Source organism: Bradyrhizobium sp. Crot121 (assembly GCF_059512385.1).
In genome coordinates this window covers 16,416-32,961 of the sequence record NZ_JCAMOR010000041.1, presented here as the reverse complement: position 1 = coordinate 32,961, position 16,546 = coordinate 16,416, and the positions used below count along the sequence as shown (strand labels likewise).

Genomic DNA, 16,546 nt, shown 5'->3' with positions numbered 1-16,546 from the left:
ACGATGAAACGATTTCGTCGTGGCGCGATCGTCGGCAGCGCACGTACTGACGCAAATCGCGCGGGAATTAGACCTCTTTGTAACGGTGCGCGTGGCGCCTTCTCTGCCGAGGAACCCAACGAGACGTTCTTTGTCGCCAGCCGCGCCAATACAGATTTCCGTTTCGTTGACTGCGCGGGGTTCGCTCATAGACTCGATGGAACGCTCATGTGCTCTCTGCGCAATGGGCGAATGAAATCACAAAAGAGATGGACATGCGCAGGCTCACTCGCTTTCACTCCGTTACGCGCAAGCTGGCGACTGCTTTCGTCGCTACCGCAATCACCCTTTCCTCAGTTCTCGCAGCGCTGGCCGACGACGCAATCGTGTTGCGGGTCGGCGACCAGAAGGGCGGCAACCGTTCGCTGCTCGACATCTCAGGTTTCGGAAAGAATCTGCCCTACAAGATCGAGTGGTCGGAATTTCCTGCGGCCGCGCCGATACTCGAAGCCTTGAACGCGGGCGCGCTCGACGTCGGCTATACCGGTGACCTCTCCTTCCTGTCGGTCTATGCATCGGGTGCGCCGATCAAGGCGATCGGCGGCACGCGGTCCGACGCCAGGACGCAAGCCATCCTGGTGCGCGAGGATTCGCCGATCAAGACCGCGGCTGATCTCAGGGGCAAGCGTCTCGCCGGCACGCGAGGCGGCTGGGGGCAATTCCTGATCGACGCGACGCTGGAGAAATCCGGCTACAAGCTCGAGGACGCGACGTTCGCGCCGCTCGGCCCGGTCGATGCCAAGATCGCACTGCTTGCGGGATCGATCGACGCCTGGGCGGTGTGGGAGCCCTATATTTCGTTTGCGACGCTGAAGGACAAAGCACGCGTGGTTGCCGACGGCCAAGGCCTGACGCCGACGATCACCTTCATTGTCGCCTCCGATAACGCTATCGCCACCAAGCGCGTCGCGGTCCAGGACCTGCTGCAGCGGCTGAACAAGGCACGGCTGTGGTCGCTCGATCATCTCGCCGACTATGCGAAGAACACGGCCGAGCTGACCAAACTTCCGGAGGACGTGCTGCTGAGCGCCTATACCGCGCAGAAGACCAGCCCGATCGCGATCGACGAGAACGTGGTCAAGGAAGTGCAGGAAGCCTCCGACCGCGCCACACGCTACGGCATCCTGTCGAAGACGCTCGACGTCGGCAAAGCCGTCGATCGCAGCTTCACCGCGGGCGCCAGTCTGAATTGATTGTCTCTTGAAAGGGCGGTTGGTGCCGCCGCGATGGACGCTGCGCCCCCTCTCCCGCTTGCGGGAGAACATTGGGCTGAGGGTGTCTCCACGATGGGACCATCCGTGAGGAGAGAGCCCTCACCCGGCGCTAAGCGCCGACCTCTCCCGCAAGCGGGAGAGGCGTCGTAAAGCGAGGAGACGTCGGATGCCCGGTCCTCTTCATCTTGCGCTCATCGTCGCCGGCCACCTGGCCTGCATGGCCTTGCTCGTGGGGCTTTCGCTTTGATGGCTTGTTCCCACGAGCGCCGATTGCCGCGCCCCGCGTTGCGGAGGAATAGAGGGTCAGGCCTCACGCGAACGCCGGGCGCGCTTATAGCAAAAAGGCCCCCGCTTCCGGAGGCCTCTTGCCTTAGACCGCGTCCTTGGCGGCCTTGACCGGGCGAGCCCGGACGACCTTGCGGGCCGGCTTGGCCTTGAACACCGTCTCTTCGCCGGTGAAGGGGTTGATGCCCTTGCGCGCCTTGGTCGCGGGCTTCTTGATCACCACGAACTTCGCGAAGCCGGGGACGAGGAACACGCCGTTCTTCTTCAGCTCCTTATGACCGACGTCCGTGAGGGTATCCATCACGTTCTTGACGTCGCGCTTGGAGAGTTCGGTGGTGGTCGCGATCTTCTCGATCAGTTGCGACTTCGACAGTTGGGTAGCCATGGTTGCTCCATTGATTCTGGAAACGGCACGTTATGGCGGAAACCGGCTAAAAAAACAGGGTTTTCAGCATTCTTCACAGCTATATCGCCGCTGATACACCGGAATCCTGCATTTTTCCCGGGTTTTTTCGCTGGTCGAGGCCCTCCATTGCCTCCGACAGCATCTCTATACGCCCGCGAACGGGCCATCCGGCACCCTGCCGACCCCTATTTTTCCGCTGCAGATTCGCACTCAGTGATTCGCGGTCCCTGCCGAAGCTCGCCTCACTGAGCCGCAGCCGATAACGCCGGTCTGGTGTGGGGCCAGGACAATGATCGTTCAGATTGCGCGGCAATTGAGAAAATGACCTGGGGTTCCCCTTCCCACACAACATCGGCTAAAGACGGCCTGCGGCCCCACGCCGCGCGCTGCCCGACGCTACTTTCTGGAGACCTTGTATGGATTTTACCCGCCTCGAGATCAACCGCCGCACCGCGCTTCTGACGTCGGCCGCCATCGCCGCCAACGTCATCAACCCGATGCGGGCATTTGCGCAGGAGACCCCGCGCAAGGGCGGCGTGTTCAACGTCCACTACGGCGCCGAGCAGCGCCAGCTCAATCCGAGCCTGCAGGCCTCGACCGGCGTCTACATCATCGGCGGCAAGATCCAGGAGAACCTGGTCGACCTCGACGCCGACGGCAAGCCGGTCGGCGTGCTCGCCGAGAGCTGGGAAGCCACCCCCGACGGCAAGACCGTCACCTTCAAATTGCGCAAGGGCATCACCTGGCACGACGGCAAGCCGTTCACCTCCGATGACGTCGCATTCACCGCGATGAACATGTGGAAGAAGATCCTGAACTATGGCTCGACGCTGCAACTATTCCTGACCGCCGTCGACACGCCCGATCCGCAGACCGCGATCTTCCGCTACGAGCGGCCGATGCCGCTCAACCTGCTGCTGCGCGCCCTGCCCGACCTCGGCTACGTCTCGGCCAAGCACCTTTACGAGAATGGCGACATCCGCCAGAACCCGACCAACCTGGCGCCTGTTGGCACCGGCCCGTTCAAGTTCGTCAGATATGAGCGCGGGCAATACATCATCGCCGACCGCAATCCCGACTACTGGCGGCCGAACGCGCCCTATCTCGACCGCATCGTCTGGAAGGTGATCACCGATCGCGCTGCCGCCGCGGCGCAGATGGAAGCCGGCGAGTTGCACTACAGCCCGTTCTCGGGACTTACGATCTCGGACATGGCGCGGCTCGGCAAGGACAAGCGCTTCATCGTCTCCACCAAGGGCAACGAGGGCAACGCGCGCACCAACACGATCGAGTTCAACTTCCGCCGCAAGGAACTTTCCGACATCCGGGTCCGCCGCGCCATCGCGCATGCGATCAACGTGCCGTTCTTCATCGACAACTTCCTCGGCGATTTCGCCAAGCTCGGCACCGGCCCGATCCCCTCGACCTCGACCGACTTCTATCCGGGTGCGGACACGCCGCAATATCCTTACGACAAGGCCAAGGCGATCGCGCTGCTCAATGAAGCCGGCTACAAGCCGGGCGCCGGCGGCACGCGCTTCTCGCTCCGGCTGTTGCCCGCACCGTGGGGTGAGGACATCTCGCTGTGGTCGACCTTCATCCAGCAATCGCTGCAGGAGATCGGCATCCCCGTGGAGATCGTGCGCAATGACGGCGGCGGGTTCCTGAAGCAGGTCTACGACGACCATGCCTTCGACCTCGCCACCGGCTGGCACCAGTACCGCAACGATCCCGCGGTATCTACCACGGTCTGGTATCGATCCGGCCAGCCCAAGGGCGCGCCCTGGACCAATCAATGGGACTGGGAAAACAAGACGGTCGACAAGACCATCGACGATGCGGCCACCGAGGTCGATCCGGTCAAGCGCAAGGCGCTCTATGCCGAGTTTGTCAAGGAAGTGAATACGGAACTGCCGGTCTGGATGCCGATCGAGCAGATCTTCGTCACAGTCATCACCGCAAAAGCCCGCAACCACTCCAACACGCCCCGCTGGGGGTCGTCGAGCTGGCACGATCTTTGGCTTTCCGCATAGAGCATGATCCGGAAAAGTGGGAACCGGTTTTCCGAAGAGATCATGCCCAAACAAAAAACAGACTTAGAGCGGGATGACGAAAGTCATCGCGCTCTAGCCCTCAATACGTCAAGATGAGACCATGCGCATCTTGAGCCTTGCGGGGCGGCGGCTCGCCGCCTCGATCCCGACCCTGTTCCTGATCCTGATTGGCGTCTTCCTGCTGCTGCAGATGGCACCGGGCGACTCCGTCGACGCGCTGATGGCGCAAATGGGCGGCGGCGACGCCGCGACCGCGCGCGAATTGCGCCAGTTCTACGGGCTCGACCTGTCGATCCCGATGCAGCTCGCGAACTACCTCTGGCGCCTGGTCCGGCTCGATCTCGGTTTCTCCTCGATCTATGGCAAGCCGGTCGCCTCCGTGATCCTGGAGCGGCTGCCGCCGACCATCCTCCTGATGACGGCGTCGCTGTCGTTCGCGTTCTTCTTCGGCCTCGTGTTCGGCGTGATCGCCGCGCGCGGCGTCAACCGCTGGTCGGATACGCTGATCTCGACGCTCGGATTGATCTTCTATGCAACGCCCTCGTTCTGGTTCGGCCTGATGGCGATCGTGGTGTTCTCGGTCTACCTGCAATGGCTGCCGTCGGGCGGTTTCGAGGATATCGGCACCGTGCAGACCGGCCTCTGGCGGGTGCTCGATATTGCAAGCCATCTCGTGCTGCCGACCTTGACGCTCGGGCTGATCTTCCTTGCCATTTACCTCCGCATCATGCGCGCCTCGATGCTGGAGGTGCTCAACCTCGATTTCGTCCGCACCGCCCGCGCCAAGGGTCTGGACGAGACCCATGTCGTGACGCGGCATGTGCTGCGCAACGCGCTGCTGCCGATGGTGACGCTGATCGGGCTGCAGGCCGGAACCATGCTGGGCGGCTCGGTGGTGGTCGAAAGCGTGTTCTCGTTGCCCGGGCTTGGGAGGCTGGCGTACGAATCCGTGGTGCAGCGCGACCTCAACACCCTGCTCGGCATCGTCTTCGTCTCGGCCCTGCTCGTGATCGTGGTCAACTTCGTGACCGACCTCCTCTATGCGCGGCTTGATCCGCGCATCTCGGCGGATAGCTGACATGGACGCGCTGAAACGCTATTTCCGCAGCCCCGCCGCGGTGATCGGCCTGATCCTGCTGCTCGTCGTGATCGGGATGGCGATCAGCGCCGACTTCCTCTATCCGCGCGATCCCCTGTCGCTCGCAGGGCGCCCGCTGATCTGGCCGTTCTCCAATCCGCGCTTCCTGCTCGGCACCGACAATTCCGGACGCGACATCGCCGCGCAGATCTTCTACGGCGCGCGGATTTCGCTCCTGATCGGCGGCGTCGCGACCGCGATCGCGATCCTGATCGGAATCCTGGTCGGCGCCTTCGCCGGCTATTACGGCGGCTGGGTCGACAATGTCCTGATGCGGATCACGGAAGCATTCCAGACGCTGCCGAATTTCGTGCTGCTGCTGGTGCTGGTCGCGGTGTTCGGCTCGACGCTCACCACCGTCACCATCGCGGTCGGCGTCGTATCCTGGCCGGCGCCGGCGCGATTGACCCGTGCCGAGTTCCTCTCGTTGCGCAACCGCGAGTTCGTCCAGGCCGGCAAGACGCTGGGGATGCGGGACATCAAGATCATCCTCGGCGAGATCCTGCCCAATGCGCTGCCGCCGGTCATCGTCTATGCCAGCGTGGTGATGGCGGTCGCGATCCTGCTTGAGAGCGCGCTCGCCTTCCTCAGGCTATCCGATCCCAATGTCGCCTCCTGGGGCAATCTGATCGGGCTCGGCCGCGACGTGCTGCGGGTGCAGTGGTACGTCTCGGCGATCCCCGGGATCGCCATTCTCGTCACCGTGCTCGCGGTATCACTGGTCGGCCAGGGACTGAATGATGCGCTCAATCCGAGGCTGAAGAGCCGATGAGCGGGGCCATCCTTTCACTCGAAAACTTAAGCGTGCGCCTGCCGGAGGGCGCCGATCGGCCCCATGCGCTGTCGGACGTTTCGCTGTCGATCGCCTCGAACGAGATCCTCTGCGTGGTCGGCGAATCCGGCTCCGGCAAGTCAATGATGGCGAACGCCATCATGCGGCTGTTGCCGAGCGAGATCAAAATCGAGAGCGGCCGGATGCTGTTCGAGGGCCGCGATCTCTGCGCCGCTGATACGGCCGAGATGCGCGAGGTGCGCGGCGCCGGCATCGCCATGATCTTCCAGGAGCCGATGACCGCGCTCAATCCGCTGCGCACCATCGGCGACCAGATCGGCGAGATGTTCTCGATCCACACGGATTTGTCGAAAGCCGAAATCAACGCGCGCGTGCTGGCGCTGCTCGCCGACGTCCGCATTCCCGATCCCAAGCTGGCCGCAAAGGCCTATCCGCATGAGCTTTCCGGCGGCCAGCGCCAGCGCGCCATGATCGCGATGGCCCTGGCGCTCGACCCAAAGCTCCTGATCGCAGACGAGCCGACCACCGCACTCGACGTCACCACGCAGGCGCAGATATTGAAGCTGATCCGCGACCTGCAGCAGCGCAAGAAGACAGCGGTGCTGTTCATCACGCACGATTTCGGCGTGGTCGCCGAGATCGCAGATCGCGTCGTGGTGATGCAGCACGGCAGGATCGTCGAACAGGGCACGGCTCACCAGGTGCTGAGCCATCCGGCGCATCCCTACACCAGGCAGCTCATTGCCGCCGTACCACCGCTGAAGGCACCGCCGCCACGGCCGCTGTCGAGCGAGAACATCCTGACCATTTCCAACGTCTCAAAGACCTATCGCACCGGCGGCTTCCTCGGACGTGGCGCGCGCGTCACGGCCGCGGTCAAGGATACCTCTCTCGATCTGCCCAAGGGCGCAACGCTTGGCATCGTCGGTGAATCCGGCTCGGGCAAGTCGACCCTAGCGCGCTGCATCGTGCGCCTGATCGATCCCGACTCCGGATCGATCGTGCTCAATGGCAAGGACTGGGCAAAACTGTCGCGCGAACAAGTCCGCCGCGAAACCCGGCATATCCAGATGGTGTTCCAGGATCCCTTTGCCTCGCTCAACCCGCGCCGCAAGGCCGCCGAGCTGGTCGCGCAAGGGCCCATCGTCCATGGCACGCCGCGCGCCACGGCTGTTGCCGAAGCCCGAAAACTGTTCGAGCTGGTCGGCCTTGATCCGTCCGCCGGCAACCGTTACCCGCATGAATTCTCCGGCGGCCAGCGTCAGCGCATCGGGCTCGCCCGGGCACTGGCGCTGAAGCCAGACGTGCTGGTTGCGGACGAGCCGGTCTCGGCACTCGACGTTTCCGTGCAGGCGCAGGTGCTGAAACTGCTGGCCGATCTGCGCCAGCGGCTCGGCCTCTCCATCATCTTCATCACGCACGACCTGCGCGTCGCCGCGCAGATCTGCGACCTCGTCGCCGTTATGAAGGATGGCACGGTCGTCGAGCAGGGATTGGCCGCCGACGTGTTCGGCAACCCGACGCACCCCTACACGAAGGCGCTGCTGGATTCGATTCCCGGCGGCGAGTTCGCGCGCGAGCACGAGACGGTGAGCGTGTAGCGTTCGATTTGGCCGCAATCCGAACAGAGCGGCTGAAGGAATCCGCTGTTGTCCGTGACTGCCAAGGCGGCGGAAAGCCCGACTAGGCGGCGCGCCGTTCGATAGTCTGAGCCATGCGCTTCGCGCTATCGTCAGCCGCCTTGAGCGACATGTCGGCCATTCGTCGGCCGCACCCCACAGCGTTCTCCACGGTTTCTCGCATGAAGTCACTTTGGACGGCGAGAACATCCTGAGGAGTACGGCAGCGCCACAATTCGTTCATGCGGTTCATACTGCACTCCATTTGGTGCCGGACGAACGCCAGATACTCTTGCGACATCCCGCTCATCCCTTTGGCAATCGCGGTGGTGGACTGAAGGACGCTGGCGGCGCTGTGAGCCGACCTTTCGGTTGCACGTTGTGCTTCCTCCGATAGTCCAAGTGCACCACCAAATTGATCGGTGGAGCGGCCCATGACCGCCGTCGTCATATCCAGGCCGAACCGCAGGGCGCTCTGTACCGCCTCGGCATTTTGGCGCAGCAGATCGGTGCTAGCCCGAGCCATCTCTTGACTGGCCTCAGCCGCGGTTTCTCCAATCCGTCTGGTCTGTTCAGCAGTTCTCTCGCTGACGCGCCGAACTGCATCCTCGGCGGCTTGAGTAGACTTATCCTCTGAACGTGGATTTGCCATCTGTTGCCTCCTCGTTATTGATTGTAGTTGGATATTGCAGTCGGGATTCCCGTGCGACTGGATCGCTGAACAGCGGGGCGAATCCTTCGCAACCAAACGCGGTGAGTTTACAACCGTTCCGGCATTTCTTGAGCTTTTGGGATGCTCTATAGGCGCCGGCTCCAAACTCGATTTCTGCGGCCTGGAACTCGGGCGGCCAGCTGCTCATCAAGCCGGGGCGTACATGATATCCGAGTTAGGTCAGGAATGCTCTCCTGACGGATATCGCGCTCGGCACAGCGTTCCCCTGCTCTAGATCTCCCGCGCGTCGCGGCGGCGGTAGACCAATAGCATTAAGGGCGCGAGCTTTCGCAGCAGTCCATGCGCAGCAATCGGCCGCGCGTCGGTGAACGGCAGCGCCAAGTCCTTCACCGCTACGCCTTGCACCGCCTTTGCAAACTCGGCGCCAATCGCAATCGTCAGCGCCACCGCGCGGCCGTTGCAGCCGGTCCAGCCATAGGCGTCGGGGCCGAGCTGATGAAAGCGCGGCAGGAAATCGGTGGTCATGCCAACATAGCCGTTCCAGACGTGATCGAAGGAGATTTCGCCGATCTGCGGCCACAAGCGTTGCAGCCGTTCGGCCACCCTCGCCTTCAGCCGCGCGGCCTTGTCGCCCGGGCCGATCACGGCGCCGCCGGTGACGAGTCTGTTGCGCGCGTCGTAGCGCGCGAAATAGAGCTCGCCATGAGTATCGGACATCGCCTGCCGTCCCGGGATGATGGACTTGCGGACATTGTCCGACAATGGCTGCGTCGCCATCTGCCAGGACAGCACCGGCATCACCTCGGTCGCGATCTCCGCCACCAGCGATTTCACGATCTCTCCGCTATAGGCGTTAGTGGCGACCACCAGGGCTCGGCCCGAGATCTCGCCCTTGGCCGTTTTCACAACCCAGCGGTCATTCCGCCGCTCGAAACTCTCCACCGGCGAGCGGGCATAGACGCGGCCGCCGAGATCGACCACAACGCGTGTGAGCCCTCGCGCCAATGCCAGCGGATTGATGTGGCCGCCGCTTCTGTTCCAAAAGCCGCCATACCACGCATCCGAGCCCAGCATGTCGCGGACCTGATCGCGTGACAGCAATTCGACCGGCGCGCCGAATTTCGACCATTGCCGCACCCGCCGCTCGGCGATCTTGATGCGGCCGGGCGAATGCACCGGCTGCACCCAGCCGGCCTGCTCCTGCTCGGCCTGGATATCGTATCGCCTGGCGACGTCGAACAGCGTCGAGGCGCTGTCGCGCAGCAAGCCGACAAAGCGCTCGCCGGCTACGCGATGCTTGGCGACGATGTCCTCCGGATCGGGCCGCGACAAGGTCGGGATCACCTGGCCGTTGTTGCGCCCCGAGGCGCCCCAGCCCGGCTCCATCGCCTCGATGACAGCCACGTCCACGCCGGCCTCGCGCAAATGCAGCGCGGTCGACAGCCCCGTGAAACCGCCACCGATCACGACCACGTCGGCCTGCCGGGCGCCGGTCAATTCGGGCAGATCAGGCCCCGCGGGCGTCACTGCCGCCCATAGGGAATCGGGCCAGCGGACATCTGTTCTTTCCATCATCAATCTCTTCACGATCGTTGCTCGGCAGCCAATGGGAACGTCGGCTTGCGGGCGCCGGATCGATCTGTTTAGTGTAGTACGCCATCTATCCATGCCGGGGAAACAACAGAGTGTCACTCAAGAACGTCATCGGAATCGATCACGCCGTGATCATGGTGAAGGATCTCGACCGGGCTGCCGACAACTGGAAGCATCTCGGCTTCACCGTTTCGCCGCGCGGCACCCATAGCGCGCATATGGGATCCGGCAACTACACCATCATGCTCGACCCCGACTATATCGAGCTGCTCGGCGTGCTCACCCCGACCGAGCACAATGCGCCGGCGCGGGCATTCCTGGAGCAGCGCGGCGAAGGCATCGAGCGCATTGCATTCACCGCGGTCGATTCGGCTGCGGGCGCCGAGGAGATTCGCGCGCGCGGCTACGCGCCGATCGGCCCGACCGATTTCGAGCGGCCGGTGACGATGCCTGATGGCACGCTGTCGGCGGCCAAATTCCGCACCTTCCAATGGCCGACCGCGGAGGCGCCGGGCGGCGTGCGCATCTTCGCCTGTCAGCACAAGACCCGCGAGACGGTGTGGATCCCCGAATTGATGACGCATGCCAACGGTGCGAAACGCCTGAGGCAAGTGCTGATCGTGACATCAGAGCCGGCCAAGGAGGCTGCGCATCTGTCCGAGATGATCGATGTCGCAACAAGGAACGAGGCCGATGGCGCCGTCACTGTCCCCTCGGGCTCGGACCGCGCGGACTTCGTGTTCGCGACAAAGGACCAACTCGGCAAGCGCTATCCCGGCGTCTCGCTGGCCACGCTGCCCGAACGCGGCGGCGCCGGCCTGGTGATCGCGGCCGATGTTAGTGCAGCGGAGAAGGCACTGGGCCCGATCGGCGTACACAGTGCGGGCGCGATCTGTGCACCGCCGGCGGCGGGCAACGGCACGTTGCTTGCTTTCGTCAAGGCATAATCGACCAACCACTCGCGCGACAATTGTAGTGTATTGTCGTGCACATTAGGGCTAGGCAGAGCCCGCGCAGACGCTAGTATCTCTCCCAAACAAAAAACGAGCAGGGAGAGAAATATGACGGATCACCAGATCTCGCGCCGGCAGCTTTTGGCCGGCACGGCTGCGGCCGGCGCGCTCAGCCTCACCGGATTTCCGGCGCGCGCCGACATCGACTGGAAGAAATATAACGGCACCAAGCTCGAGGTGATCCTCGCCAAGGGGCCGCGCGGCGACAATCTGCAAAAATACATCAAGGAATTCACCGCGCTCACCGGCATCCAGGTCGAGTCCGAGCAGATCCCCGAGCAGCAGCAGCGCCAGAAATGCGTCATCGAGCTCGCCTCGGGCAAGCCGAGCTTCGACGTTGTGCATCTGAGCTATCATGTGCAGAAGCGGCAGTTCGAGAAGGCCGGCTGGCTCGCCGATCTCTCCGGCTACTTGAAGGACCCGAATTTCACGCCGCCCGACCTCGTCGAAAGCGACTTCTCCGCCGCCGGACAGCAATACGCCAAGAACGACAAGGGCCAGATGCTGTCGCTGCCATGGTCGGTCGACTATTTCATCCTCTATTACAACAAGGAGTTGTTCCAGAAGAAAGGCGTCGAAGTGCCGAAGACGCTGGACGAGATGGTGGTGGCCGCCGAGAAGCTCACCGACCCCAAGGAAGGCACTTTTGGCTTTGTCGGACGTGGCCTGCGCAACGCCAACATGGCGATGTGGACCAACTTCTACCTCAACTATGGCGGCGAATTCCTCGACAGCAAGGGCAACATCCTGACCGACGGCCCCGAGGCGATCGAAGCGACCAAGCTTTACCAGCGGCTATTGACCAAATCGGCGCCCCCGGCGTCGCCGGCTTCAACTGGATGGAGTCGATGGCCTCGTTCACGCAAGGCCGATCCGCGATGTGGATCGATGCCGACGGCTGGGCGCCGCCGCTGGAAGACCCGACCGCCTCGCGCGTCGTCGGCAAGGTCGGCTACACCCTCGTGCCCGCCGGGCCTAAGGGCGCGTTTTCCTCGACCTATGGCGACGGCATCGGCATCGCCGCGGCGAGCAAGAACAAGGAAGCCGCCTACCTCTTGTGCCAATGGGTCATCTCCAGGACGCAAGCCGCGCGACTGTTGCAGGCCGGCGGCGGCGTGCCGTTCCGCAATTCGATTGTGAACGATCCTGATGTCGCCAAAGGCGTGAAGACCCAGGAATGGCTGAAGTCGGTCGTCGACTCCGCCAAGATCAGCAAGCTCGGACTGCCCGTCATCATCCCCGTCGCTGAATTCCGCGACATCGTCGGCGCGGCGCTCACCGCGACGCTCTCGGGCGCCGATCCTGCAACGGAGTTGAAAAAGGCGCACGAGCAATTCCGGCCCATCCTGGAACGCAGCGAAAAAGCGTGAGCACGATAACCGAGACGACTCCGGCCGCGGCGGACACCTCCGCCGCGCCGGAGCAGCAATGGCATCGCCCCACCTACTGGCCTTTCGTGCTGCCGGCGCTCATCGTCGTGCTGGCCGTGATCGTGTTTCCCTGGCTGTTCACGATCTGGATGAGCTTCAACGAATGGAAGGTCGGCTCGCCGACCACTTTCGTCGGGTTCGCCAACTACCTGCGCCTGCCGAACGATCCGCGCTTCGTCGAGGCAGTCGGACACACCATCTTCTACACCGCGCTGTCGGTGATATTGCCGCTGATCTTCGGCACGCTTGCAGCCGTCGTGTTCCACCAGCGCTTTGCCGGGCGCGGCTTCCTGCGCGGCGTCTTCATCATGCCGATGATGGCCACGCCCGTGGCGATCGCGCTGGTCTGGACAATGATGTTCCATCCGCAACTCGGCGTGCTGAACTATCTGTTGTCGCTGGTCGGCCTGCCGCCCCAGCTGTGGGTATTCAATCCCGCAACGGTGATTCCGTCGCTGGTGCTGGTCGAGACCTGGCAATGGACGCCGCTGGTGATGCTGATCGTGCTCGGCGGCCTCGCCGCGATCCCGACCGAGCCCTATGAGAGCGCGGAGATCGATGGCGCCGGCTTCTGGCAGATGTTCCGCTACATCACGCTGCCGCTGATCATGCCGTTCCTGTTCATCGCTGGGATGATCCGCATGATCGACGCGGTGAAGAGTTTCGACATCATCTTCGCGATCACGCAAGGCGGCCCCGGCTCTGCCTCGGAGACCATCAATCTCTATCTCTACAGCGTCGCCTTCGTGTATTACGATTTGGGCTACGGATCGGCGATCGCGCTCGTGTTCTTCCTCTTGATCGTACTGCTCGCGGCGGTGCTGCTCTACTTGCGCAAGCGGATGCTGTGGACCGAGATCGGAGGCGGCGCATGAGCCCGCGCCAACTGCTGGGCCGGATCGGCCTCTGGTTCTCGGTGTTCGTCATCGTGTCGCCCATCCCCGAGCAGTTCGCCTGGAAGAACTATACCGACGTGCTCGCCTCCAACCGCTTCCTGACCTATTTCTTCAACAGCCTGATCGTGACCGGCGGCGCGACGCTGCTGGCGATGCTGGTCGGCGTGCCCGCCGGCTACGGCATCGCGCGGATGGCGGCGCATAAATCCGCGATCGTGATCCTGATCGCGCGCATCACGCCGGGGCTGTCGTACCTGATCCCGCTGTTTCTGCTGTTCCAATGGCTGGGACTGCTCGGCACGCTGGTGCCGCAGATCATCATCCATCTCGTGGTCACCGTGCCGATCGTGATCTGGATCATGATCGGCTATTTCGAGACAACGCCGCTGGAACTCGAGGAAGCCGCACGGATCGATGGCGCCACGCGCTGGCAGGTGTTCCGTCACGTCGCGCTGCCGATCGCGCGCCCCGGACTTGCCGTTGCCTTCATCCTTGCGGTGATCTTCTCCTGGAACAATTTCGTGTTCGGCATCGTGCTGGCGGGACGCGAGACGCGCACGTTACCGGTTGCCGTCTACAACATGATCTCGTTCGACCAGTTGAGCTGGGGGCCGCTCGCCGCCGCGGCGCTGCTCGTGACCTTCCCGGTGCTGCTGCTCACGGTGTTCGCCCAGCGCCAGATCGTCGCCGGGCTCACCGCAGGTGCGGTCAAGGGCGGGTAGCCTCTCTCCACGTCATTGCGAGCCAAGCGAAGCAATCCATAGCGCCACTTGCGGACACATGGATTGCTTCGTCGCTTGCGCTCCTCGCAATGACGGCTGAGAGTTCACTCCGCAGGTGCCGCGATCGGCATCTCCGGATGCGAGCTGTAGGCCACGCTGCCGACAGATTTGCTGAGCGCGAACAGCCCACCCGCCATCACGAGATAAGCGAGCGTCACGCCGGGCGTAACGCCGAGGCCGCCTCCGATGCCGACCGCTTCGCCATGCATGAAACCGAAATAGGTCATGACGGCGCCGGCCAGCGCGAAGGCAGCGGCCTTCAGAAAATCGCGTTCGATGATGAACACCGCGATGGCGCCGAGCACGAGGCCGGCAAGGATCGAGCCGCCGCCCATCACCTCGAGCCCATGATAGATCACGCCCTGTTGCGGCAGTGCGGCGATCGCAGCCGTCTTGACCTCGCCCACCTTGTCGGCCGCAAGCCCGCCGACGCTCTGGGCCGCCGTCATGGTCGAGGCCAGCATGGTGTCGATCTGCAGCTTGGCCCAGGCGGCAAGATGCGGCGTGAACGCCAGCACGATCGCGGGCGCGTGCCTCGCCGGCGTGGTCTGGAACGCCTGCGCGCCGATCAGCATGCCGATATAGAGCAGGATCGGCGAGATCGCGACCACCGGCACCAGCGCCAGCAACACCGAGATGATGCCGAACCACGACAGCAGCACCACCATGACTCCGGTCGCGGCCGAATAGCCGATCCGTCCGCCCATCGCCTTCCAGCCGGGATGGCCGATATAGACAGCGTTGATGAAGGGATTGCCCATCAGGCAGCCGATAAGGCTGACGACGCCGTCGGCGGTCAAAACGCGCGTGGTCGGATATTCGTCGCCGGCGGCCTCCGCGCTCTCGACATTATCCATGGCCTCGACGAGATCATAGATGCCGAACGGAATCGCCGTGACGAGGATGATGCCCAAGAACTCGAAACCGGAAAACACGTAGCCTACGGCCGGGACCGGCACCGAGAAACCGAAATTCGCAAAGGCATCGCCGACGCCCTTCAGGCTCAGGCCGCCGAGCCCGAACCCGAACAGGTTCGAGCCCCATGCGATGATCATGCCCACCGCAATCGCAACGAGGCCCGCGGGAATGCCGCGCGGATATTTCACGCCGCCGAACCAGCTCACCAGGATGATGGCGAAGCAGATCAGACCGATCTGCGGCGTCATGTACATTTCGAGCGCCGGTCGCATCGCGATGAAGGTAACGGAGACGCCGGCGAGCGTCCCGAGCAGCGCCGCGCGCGGCGTGATCTTGCGAATGTACGGCGCGATGAAGCCGCCGATCATCAGGATGAAGCTCTGGAAGAACACCCAGACGAGGCCCGCGGACCAGCCCTTGATGGGATCGCCGGTCTTGAGCGTGATCGGCAGCATGATCACAAAGGTGACGATGAACATATGCGGGACGCTGATGCCGGACGGCAAGGCGCAGACGTCGCTGCGGCCGGTCCTCTGCGCCAGCCGGTAGGCGAGGAAAGCGTAATAGAAAGTGGAGAGGCACATCATCAGGCCGAGCGCCGGCAGGATGCGGCCGAAGACAAGAGAGTCCGGCATCTTCAGGACGAAGCGCAACAGGCCGGTGAGGACCAGCATGTTGACGAGGATGTTGGTGCCGAAGCCGAAAAACGCGTTCCAGTCGCCCGATGTCCACAGTGCCGGCTTGAACTCGGACCTGCCGGCCGTTCCCGTCATGCTGGTGCTCATGATAATGTTCCTAAGCCAATGTTTTCGAAGTCTCCAACGCCTCCAGTACTGCGGCTGAGCTTGCGACCCAGCCGAAGATGCCGCCCTGGGCCTTGATCATCTTCAGGCCCATCTCGTGAAATTCGGGAAAGTAGGATGCGCAGCCGTCCGAGATGACGACGCAGCGATAGCCGCGGTCATTGGCCTCGCGCACGGTGGTGTTGACGCACACTTCAGTGGTGACGCCGCACACCAGCAGATTCTCGATACCGTATTTCTGCAGCACATCGCCCATCTCGGTGGCGTAGAACGCGCCCTTGCCGGGCTTGTCGATCACGATCTCGCTGTCGAGCGGATAAAGCTCGGGAATGATGTCGTGGCCGGCCTCGCCGCGGATGAGGATGCGGCCCATCGGACCGGGATCGCCGATGCGCAAGGATGGCGCGCCGCGTTCGACCTTTGCGGGCGGCGCGTCGGAAAGATCGGGCAGATGTCCCTCGCGGGTATGGATCACCAGCATGCCGGCGTCGCGCGCCGCCGACAGCACCGAGCCGATCGGCTTCACGGCGCGCGTAAGCTGGCTGACGTCATTGCCGAGCGTTTCACCGAAGCCACCGGGCTCCATGAAATCGCGCTGCATGTCGATGATGACGAGCGCCGTCTTGGTCCAGTCGAGCGCGATCGGCTCCGGCTCCGCGACGATCTTCCCCACTGAATCGCTTGAGTTCGCCATGATGCGCGTGCCCCGAACGAGAGAACTCTTGAGCGGGGTTAAGCAAGCGCCGTGCCATTGTGTACAATTCCAAATCGCGCGCGGCCGGAACGAAATCCGCTGCGATTTCAATTCACTGATCGTTTGATGAAGCGCTGCTTATTCGCTGTGCGAAGCTTTTTCGACGCGCATCTGCTCATTCATTAAGCGAGTTTTT

The 16,546-nt window shown here is 63.1% G+C and carries 13 protein-coding genes and 1 pseudogene; 9 read left to right on the top strand and 5 right to left on the bottom strand.

What is annotated here, in order from left to right; genetic code table 11:
* The first annotated feature begins 254 nt into the window (after positions 1–254).
* Positions 255–1,232, top strand: a complete 978-nt coding sequence (locus tag AC5ZGW_RS28905; RefSeq protein ID WP_130225475.1) for an ABC transporter substrate-binding protein — start codon at positions 255–257, stop codon at positions 1,230–1,232.
* A 391-nt stretch (positions 1,233–1,623) separates the two neighbouring features.
* Here the strand turns inward: AC5ZGW_RS28905 and AC5ZGW_RS28900 are convergent, their stop codons facing one another.
* Entirely contained in the window at positions 1,624–1,923 is a 300-nt protein-coding gene (locus AC5ZGW_RS28900) for an HU family DNA-binding protein (RefSeq protein WP_028164358.1), read from the bottom strand.
* A gap of 437 nt (positions 1,924–2,360) precedes the next feature.
* Here AC5ZGW_RS28900 and AC5ZGW_RS28895 point away from each other — a divergent pair, with 437 nt between their 5' ends.
* The 4 genes from AC5ZGW_RS28895 to AC5ZGW_RS28880 all read left to right on the top strand — a co-directional run bounded on the left by AC5ZGW_RS28895 (position 2,361) and on the right by AC5ZGW_RS28880 (position 7,530).
* On the top strand, positions 2,361–3,977 hold the full coding sequence (locus AC5ZGW_RS28895; RefSeq protein WP_130225474.1) for an ABC transporter substrate-binding protein: 1,617 nt from the start codon (positions 2,361–2,363) through the stop codon (positions 3,975–3,977).
* A gap of 121 nt (positions 3,978–4,098) precedes the next feature.
* Positions 4,099–5,076 (top strand): ABC transporter permease, encoded by a 978-nt coding sequence (locus AC5ZGW_RS28890; RefSeq protein WP_130225473.1) that lies wholly within the window; start codon positions 4,099–4,101, stop codon positions 5,074–5,076.
* A gap of 1 nt (position 5,077) precedes the next feature.
* Entirely contained in the window at positions 5,078–5,908 is an 831-nt protein-coding gene (locus AC5ZGW_RS28885) for an ABC transporter permease (RefSeq protein WP_130225472.1), read from the top strand.
* A complete protein-coding gene (locus AC5ZGW_RS28880) occupies positions 5,905–7,530 on the top strand; it encodes an ABC transporter ATP-binding protein (RefSeq protein ID WP_130225471.1) in 1,626 nt (541 codons plus the stop codon). The genes AC5ZGW_RS28885 and AC5ZGW_RS28880 overlap by 4 nt, the downstream gene beginning before the upstream one ends.
* An 82-nt stretch (positions 7,531–7,612) precedes the next feature.
* Here the strand turns inward: AC5ZGW_RS28880 and AC5ZGW_RS28875 are convergent, their stop codons facing one another.
* Positions 7,613–8,200 (bottom strand): phasin family protein, encoded by a 588-nt coding sequence (locus AC5ZGW_RS28875; protein ID WP_496113995.1) that lies wholly within the window; start codon positions 8,198–8,200, stop codon positions 7,613–7,615.
* 291 nt (positions 8,201–8,491) lie between these two features.
* On the bottom strand, positions 8,492–9,793 hold the full coding sequence (locus AC5ZGW_RS28870) for an NAD(P)/FAD-dependent oxidoreductase (RefSeq protein ID WP_130225470.1): 1,302 nt from the start codon (positions 9,791–9,793) through the stop codon (positions 8,492–8,494).
* A 113-nt stretch (positions 9,794–9,906) separates the two neighbouring features.
* Here AC5ZGW_RS28870 and AC5ZGW_RS28865 point away from each other — a divergent pair, with 113 nt between their 5' ends.
* The 4 genes and pseudogenes from AC5ZGW_RS28865 (at position 9,907) to AC5ZGW_RS28850 (ending at position 13,875) form a co-directional block, all read left to right on the top strand.
* Positions 9,907–10,761: a VOC family protein gene (locus AC5ZGW_RS28865; protein WP_130225469.1), complete on the top strand. Its 855-nt coding sequence runs from the start codon at positions 9,907–9,909 to the stop codon at positions 10,759–10,761.
* Positions 10,762–10,875: 114 nt separating this feature from the next.
* A pseudogene (locus AC5ZGW_RS28860) lies at positions 10,876–12,197 on the top strand (ABC transporter substrate-binding protein).
* Positions 12,194–13,132 (top strand): carbohydrate ABC transporter permease, encoded by a 939-nt coding sequence (locus AC5ZGW_RS28855; RefSeq protein WP_130225468.1) that lies wholly within the window; start codon positions 12,194–12,196, stop codon positions 13,130–13,132. Before AC5ZGW_RS28860 ends, AC5ZGW_RS28855 begins: the two are co-directional and overlap by 4 nt.
* The gene (locus AC5ZGW_RS28850; RefSeq protein ID WP_130225467.1) at positions 13,129–13,875 is read left to right on the top strand and encodes a carbohydrate ABC transporter permease; all 747 of its coding nucleotides are present in this window, start codon (positions 13,129–13,131) and stop codon (positions 13,873–13,875) included. The genes AC5ZGW_RS28855 and AC5ZGW_RS28850 overlap by 4 nt, the downstream gene beginning before the upstream one ends.
* A gap of 104 nt (positions 13,876–13,979) precedes the next feature.
* Here the strand turns inward: AC5ZGW_RS28850 and AC5ZGW_RS28845 are convergent, their stop codons facing one another.
* Positions 13,980–15,638, bottom strand: a complete 1,659-nt coding sequence (locus tag AC5ZGW_RS28845) for a regulator (RefSeq protein WP_130225466.1) — start codon at positions 15,636–15,638, stop codon at positions 13,980–13,982.
* Between the two features lie 10 nt (positions 15,639–15,648).
* Complete coding sequence (locus tag AC5ZGW_RS28840; protein WP_130225465.1) at positions 15,649–16,350, bottom strand: cysteine hydrolase family protein; 702 nt, start codon at positions 16,348–16,350, stop codon at positions 15,649–15,651.
* Positions 16,351–16,546: the final 196 nt, after the last annotated feature.

Bases quoted from the DNA above. Each gene is read 5' to 3' on its own strand.
- AC5ZGW_RS28890 (WP_130225473.1), top strand. From the start codon at position 4,099: ATGCGCATCTTGAGCCTTGCGGGGCGGCGGCTCGCCGCCTCGATCCCG.
- AC5ZGW_RS28900 (WP_028164358.1), bottom strand. From the start codon at position 1,923: ATGGCTACCCAACTGTCGAAGTCGCAACTGATCGAGAAGATCGCGACC.
- AC5ZGW_RS28870 (WP_130225470.1), bottom strand. From the start codon at position 9,793: ATGGAAAGAACAGATGTCCGCTGGCCCGATTCCCTATGGGCGGCAGTG.
- AC5ZGW_RS28840 (WP_130225465.1), bottom strand. From the start codon at position 16,350: ATGGCGAACTCAAGCGATTCAGTGGGGAAGATCGTCGCGGAGCCGGAG.
- AC5ZGW_RS28875 (WP_496113995.1), bottom strand. From the start codon at position 8,200: ATGGCAAATCCACGTTCAGAGGATAAGTCTACTCAAGCCGCCGAGGAT.
- AC5ZGW_RS28845 (WP_130225466.1), bottom strand. From the start codon at position 15,638: ATGAGCACCAGCATGACGGGAACGGCCGGCAGGTCCGAGTTCAAGCCG.
- AC5ZGW_RS28850 (WP_130225467.1), top strand. From the start codon at position 13,129: ATGAGCCCGCGCCAACTGCTGGGCCGGATCGGCCTCTGGTTCTCGGTG.
- AC5ZGW_RS28895 (WP_130225474.1), top strand. From the start codon at position 2,361: ATGGATTTTACCCGCCTCGAGATCAACCGCCGCACCGCGCTTCTGACG.
- AC5ZGW_RS28880 (WP_130225471.1), top strand. From the start codon at position 5,905: ATGAGCGGGGCCATCCTTTCACTCGAAAACTTAAGCGTGCGCCTGCCG.
- AC5ZGW_RS28885 (WP_130225472.1), top strand. From the start codon at position 5,078: ATGGACGCGCTGAAACGCTATTTCCGCAGCCCCGCCGCGGTGATCGGC.
- AC5ZGW_RS28905 (WP_130225475.1), top strand. From the start codon at position 255: ATGCGCAGGCTCACTCGCTTTCACTCCGTTACGCGCAAGCTGGCGACT.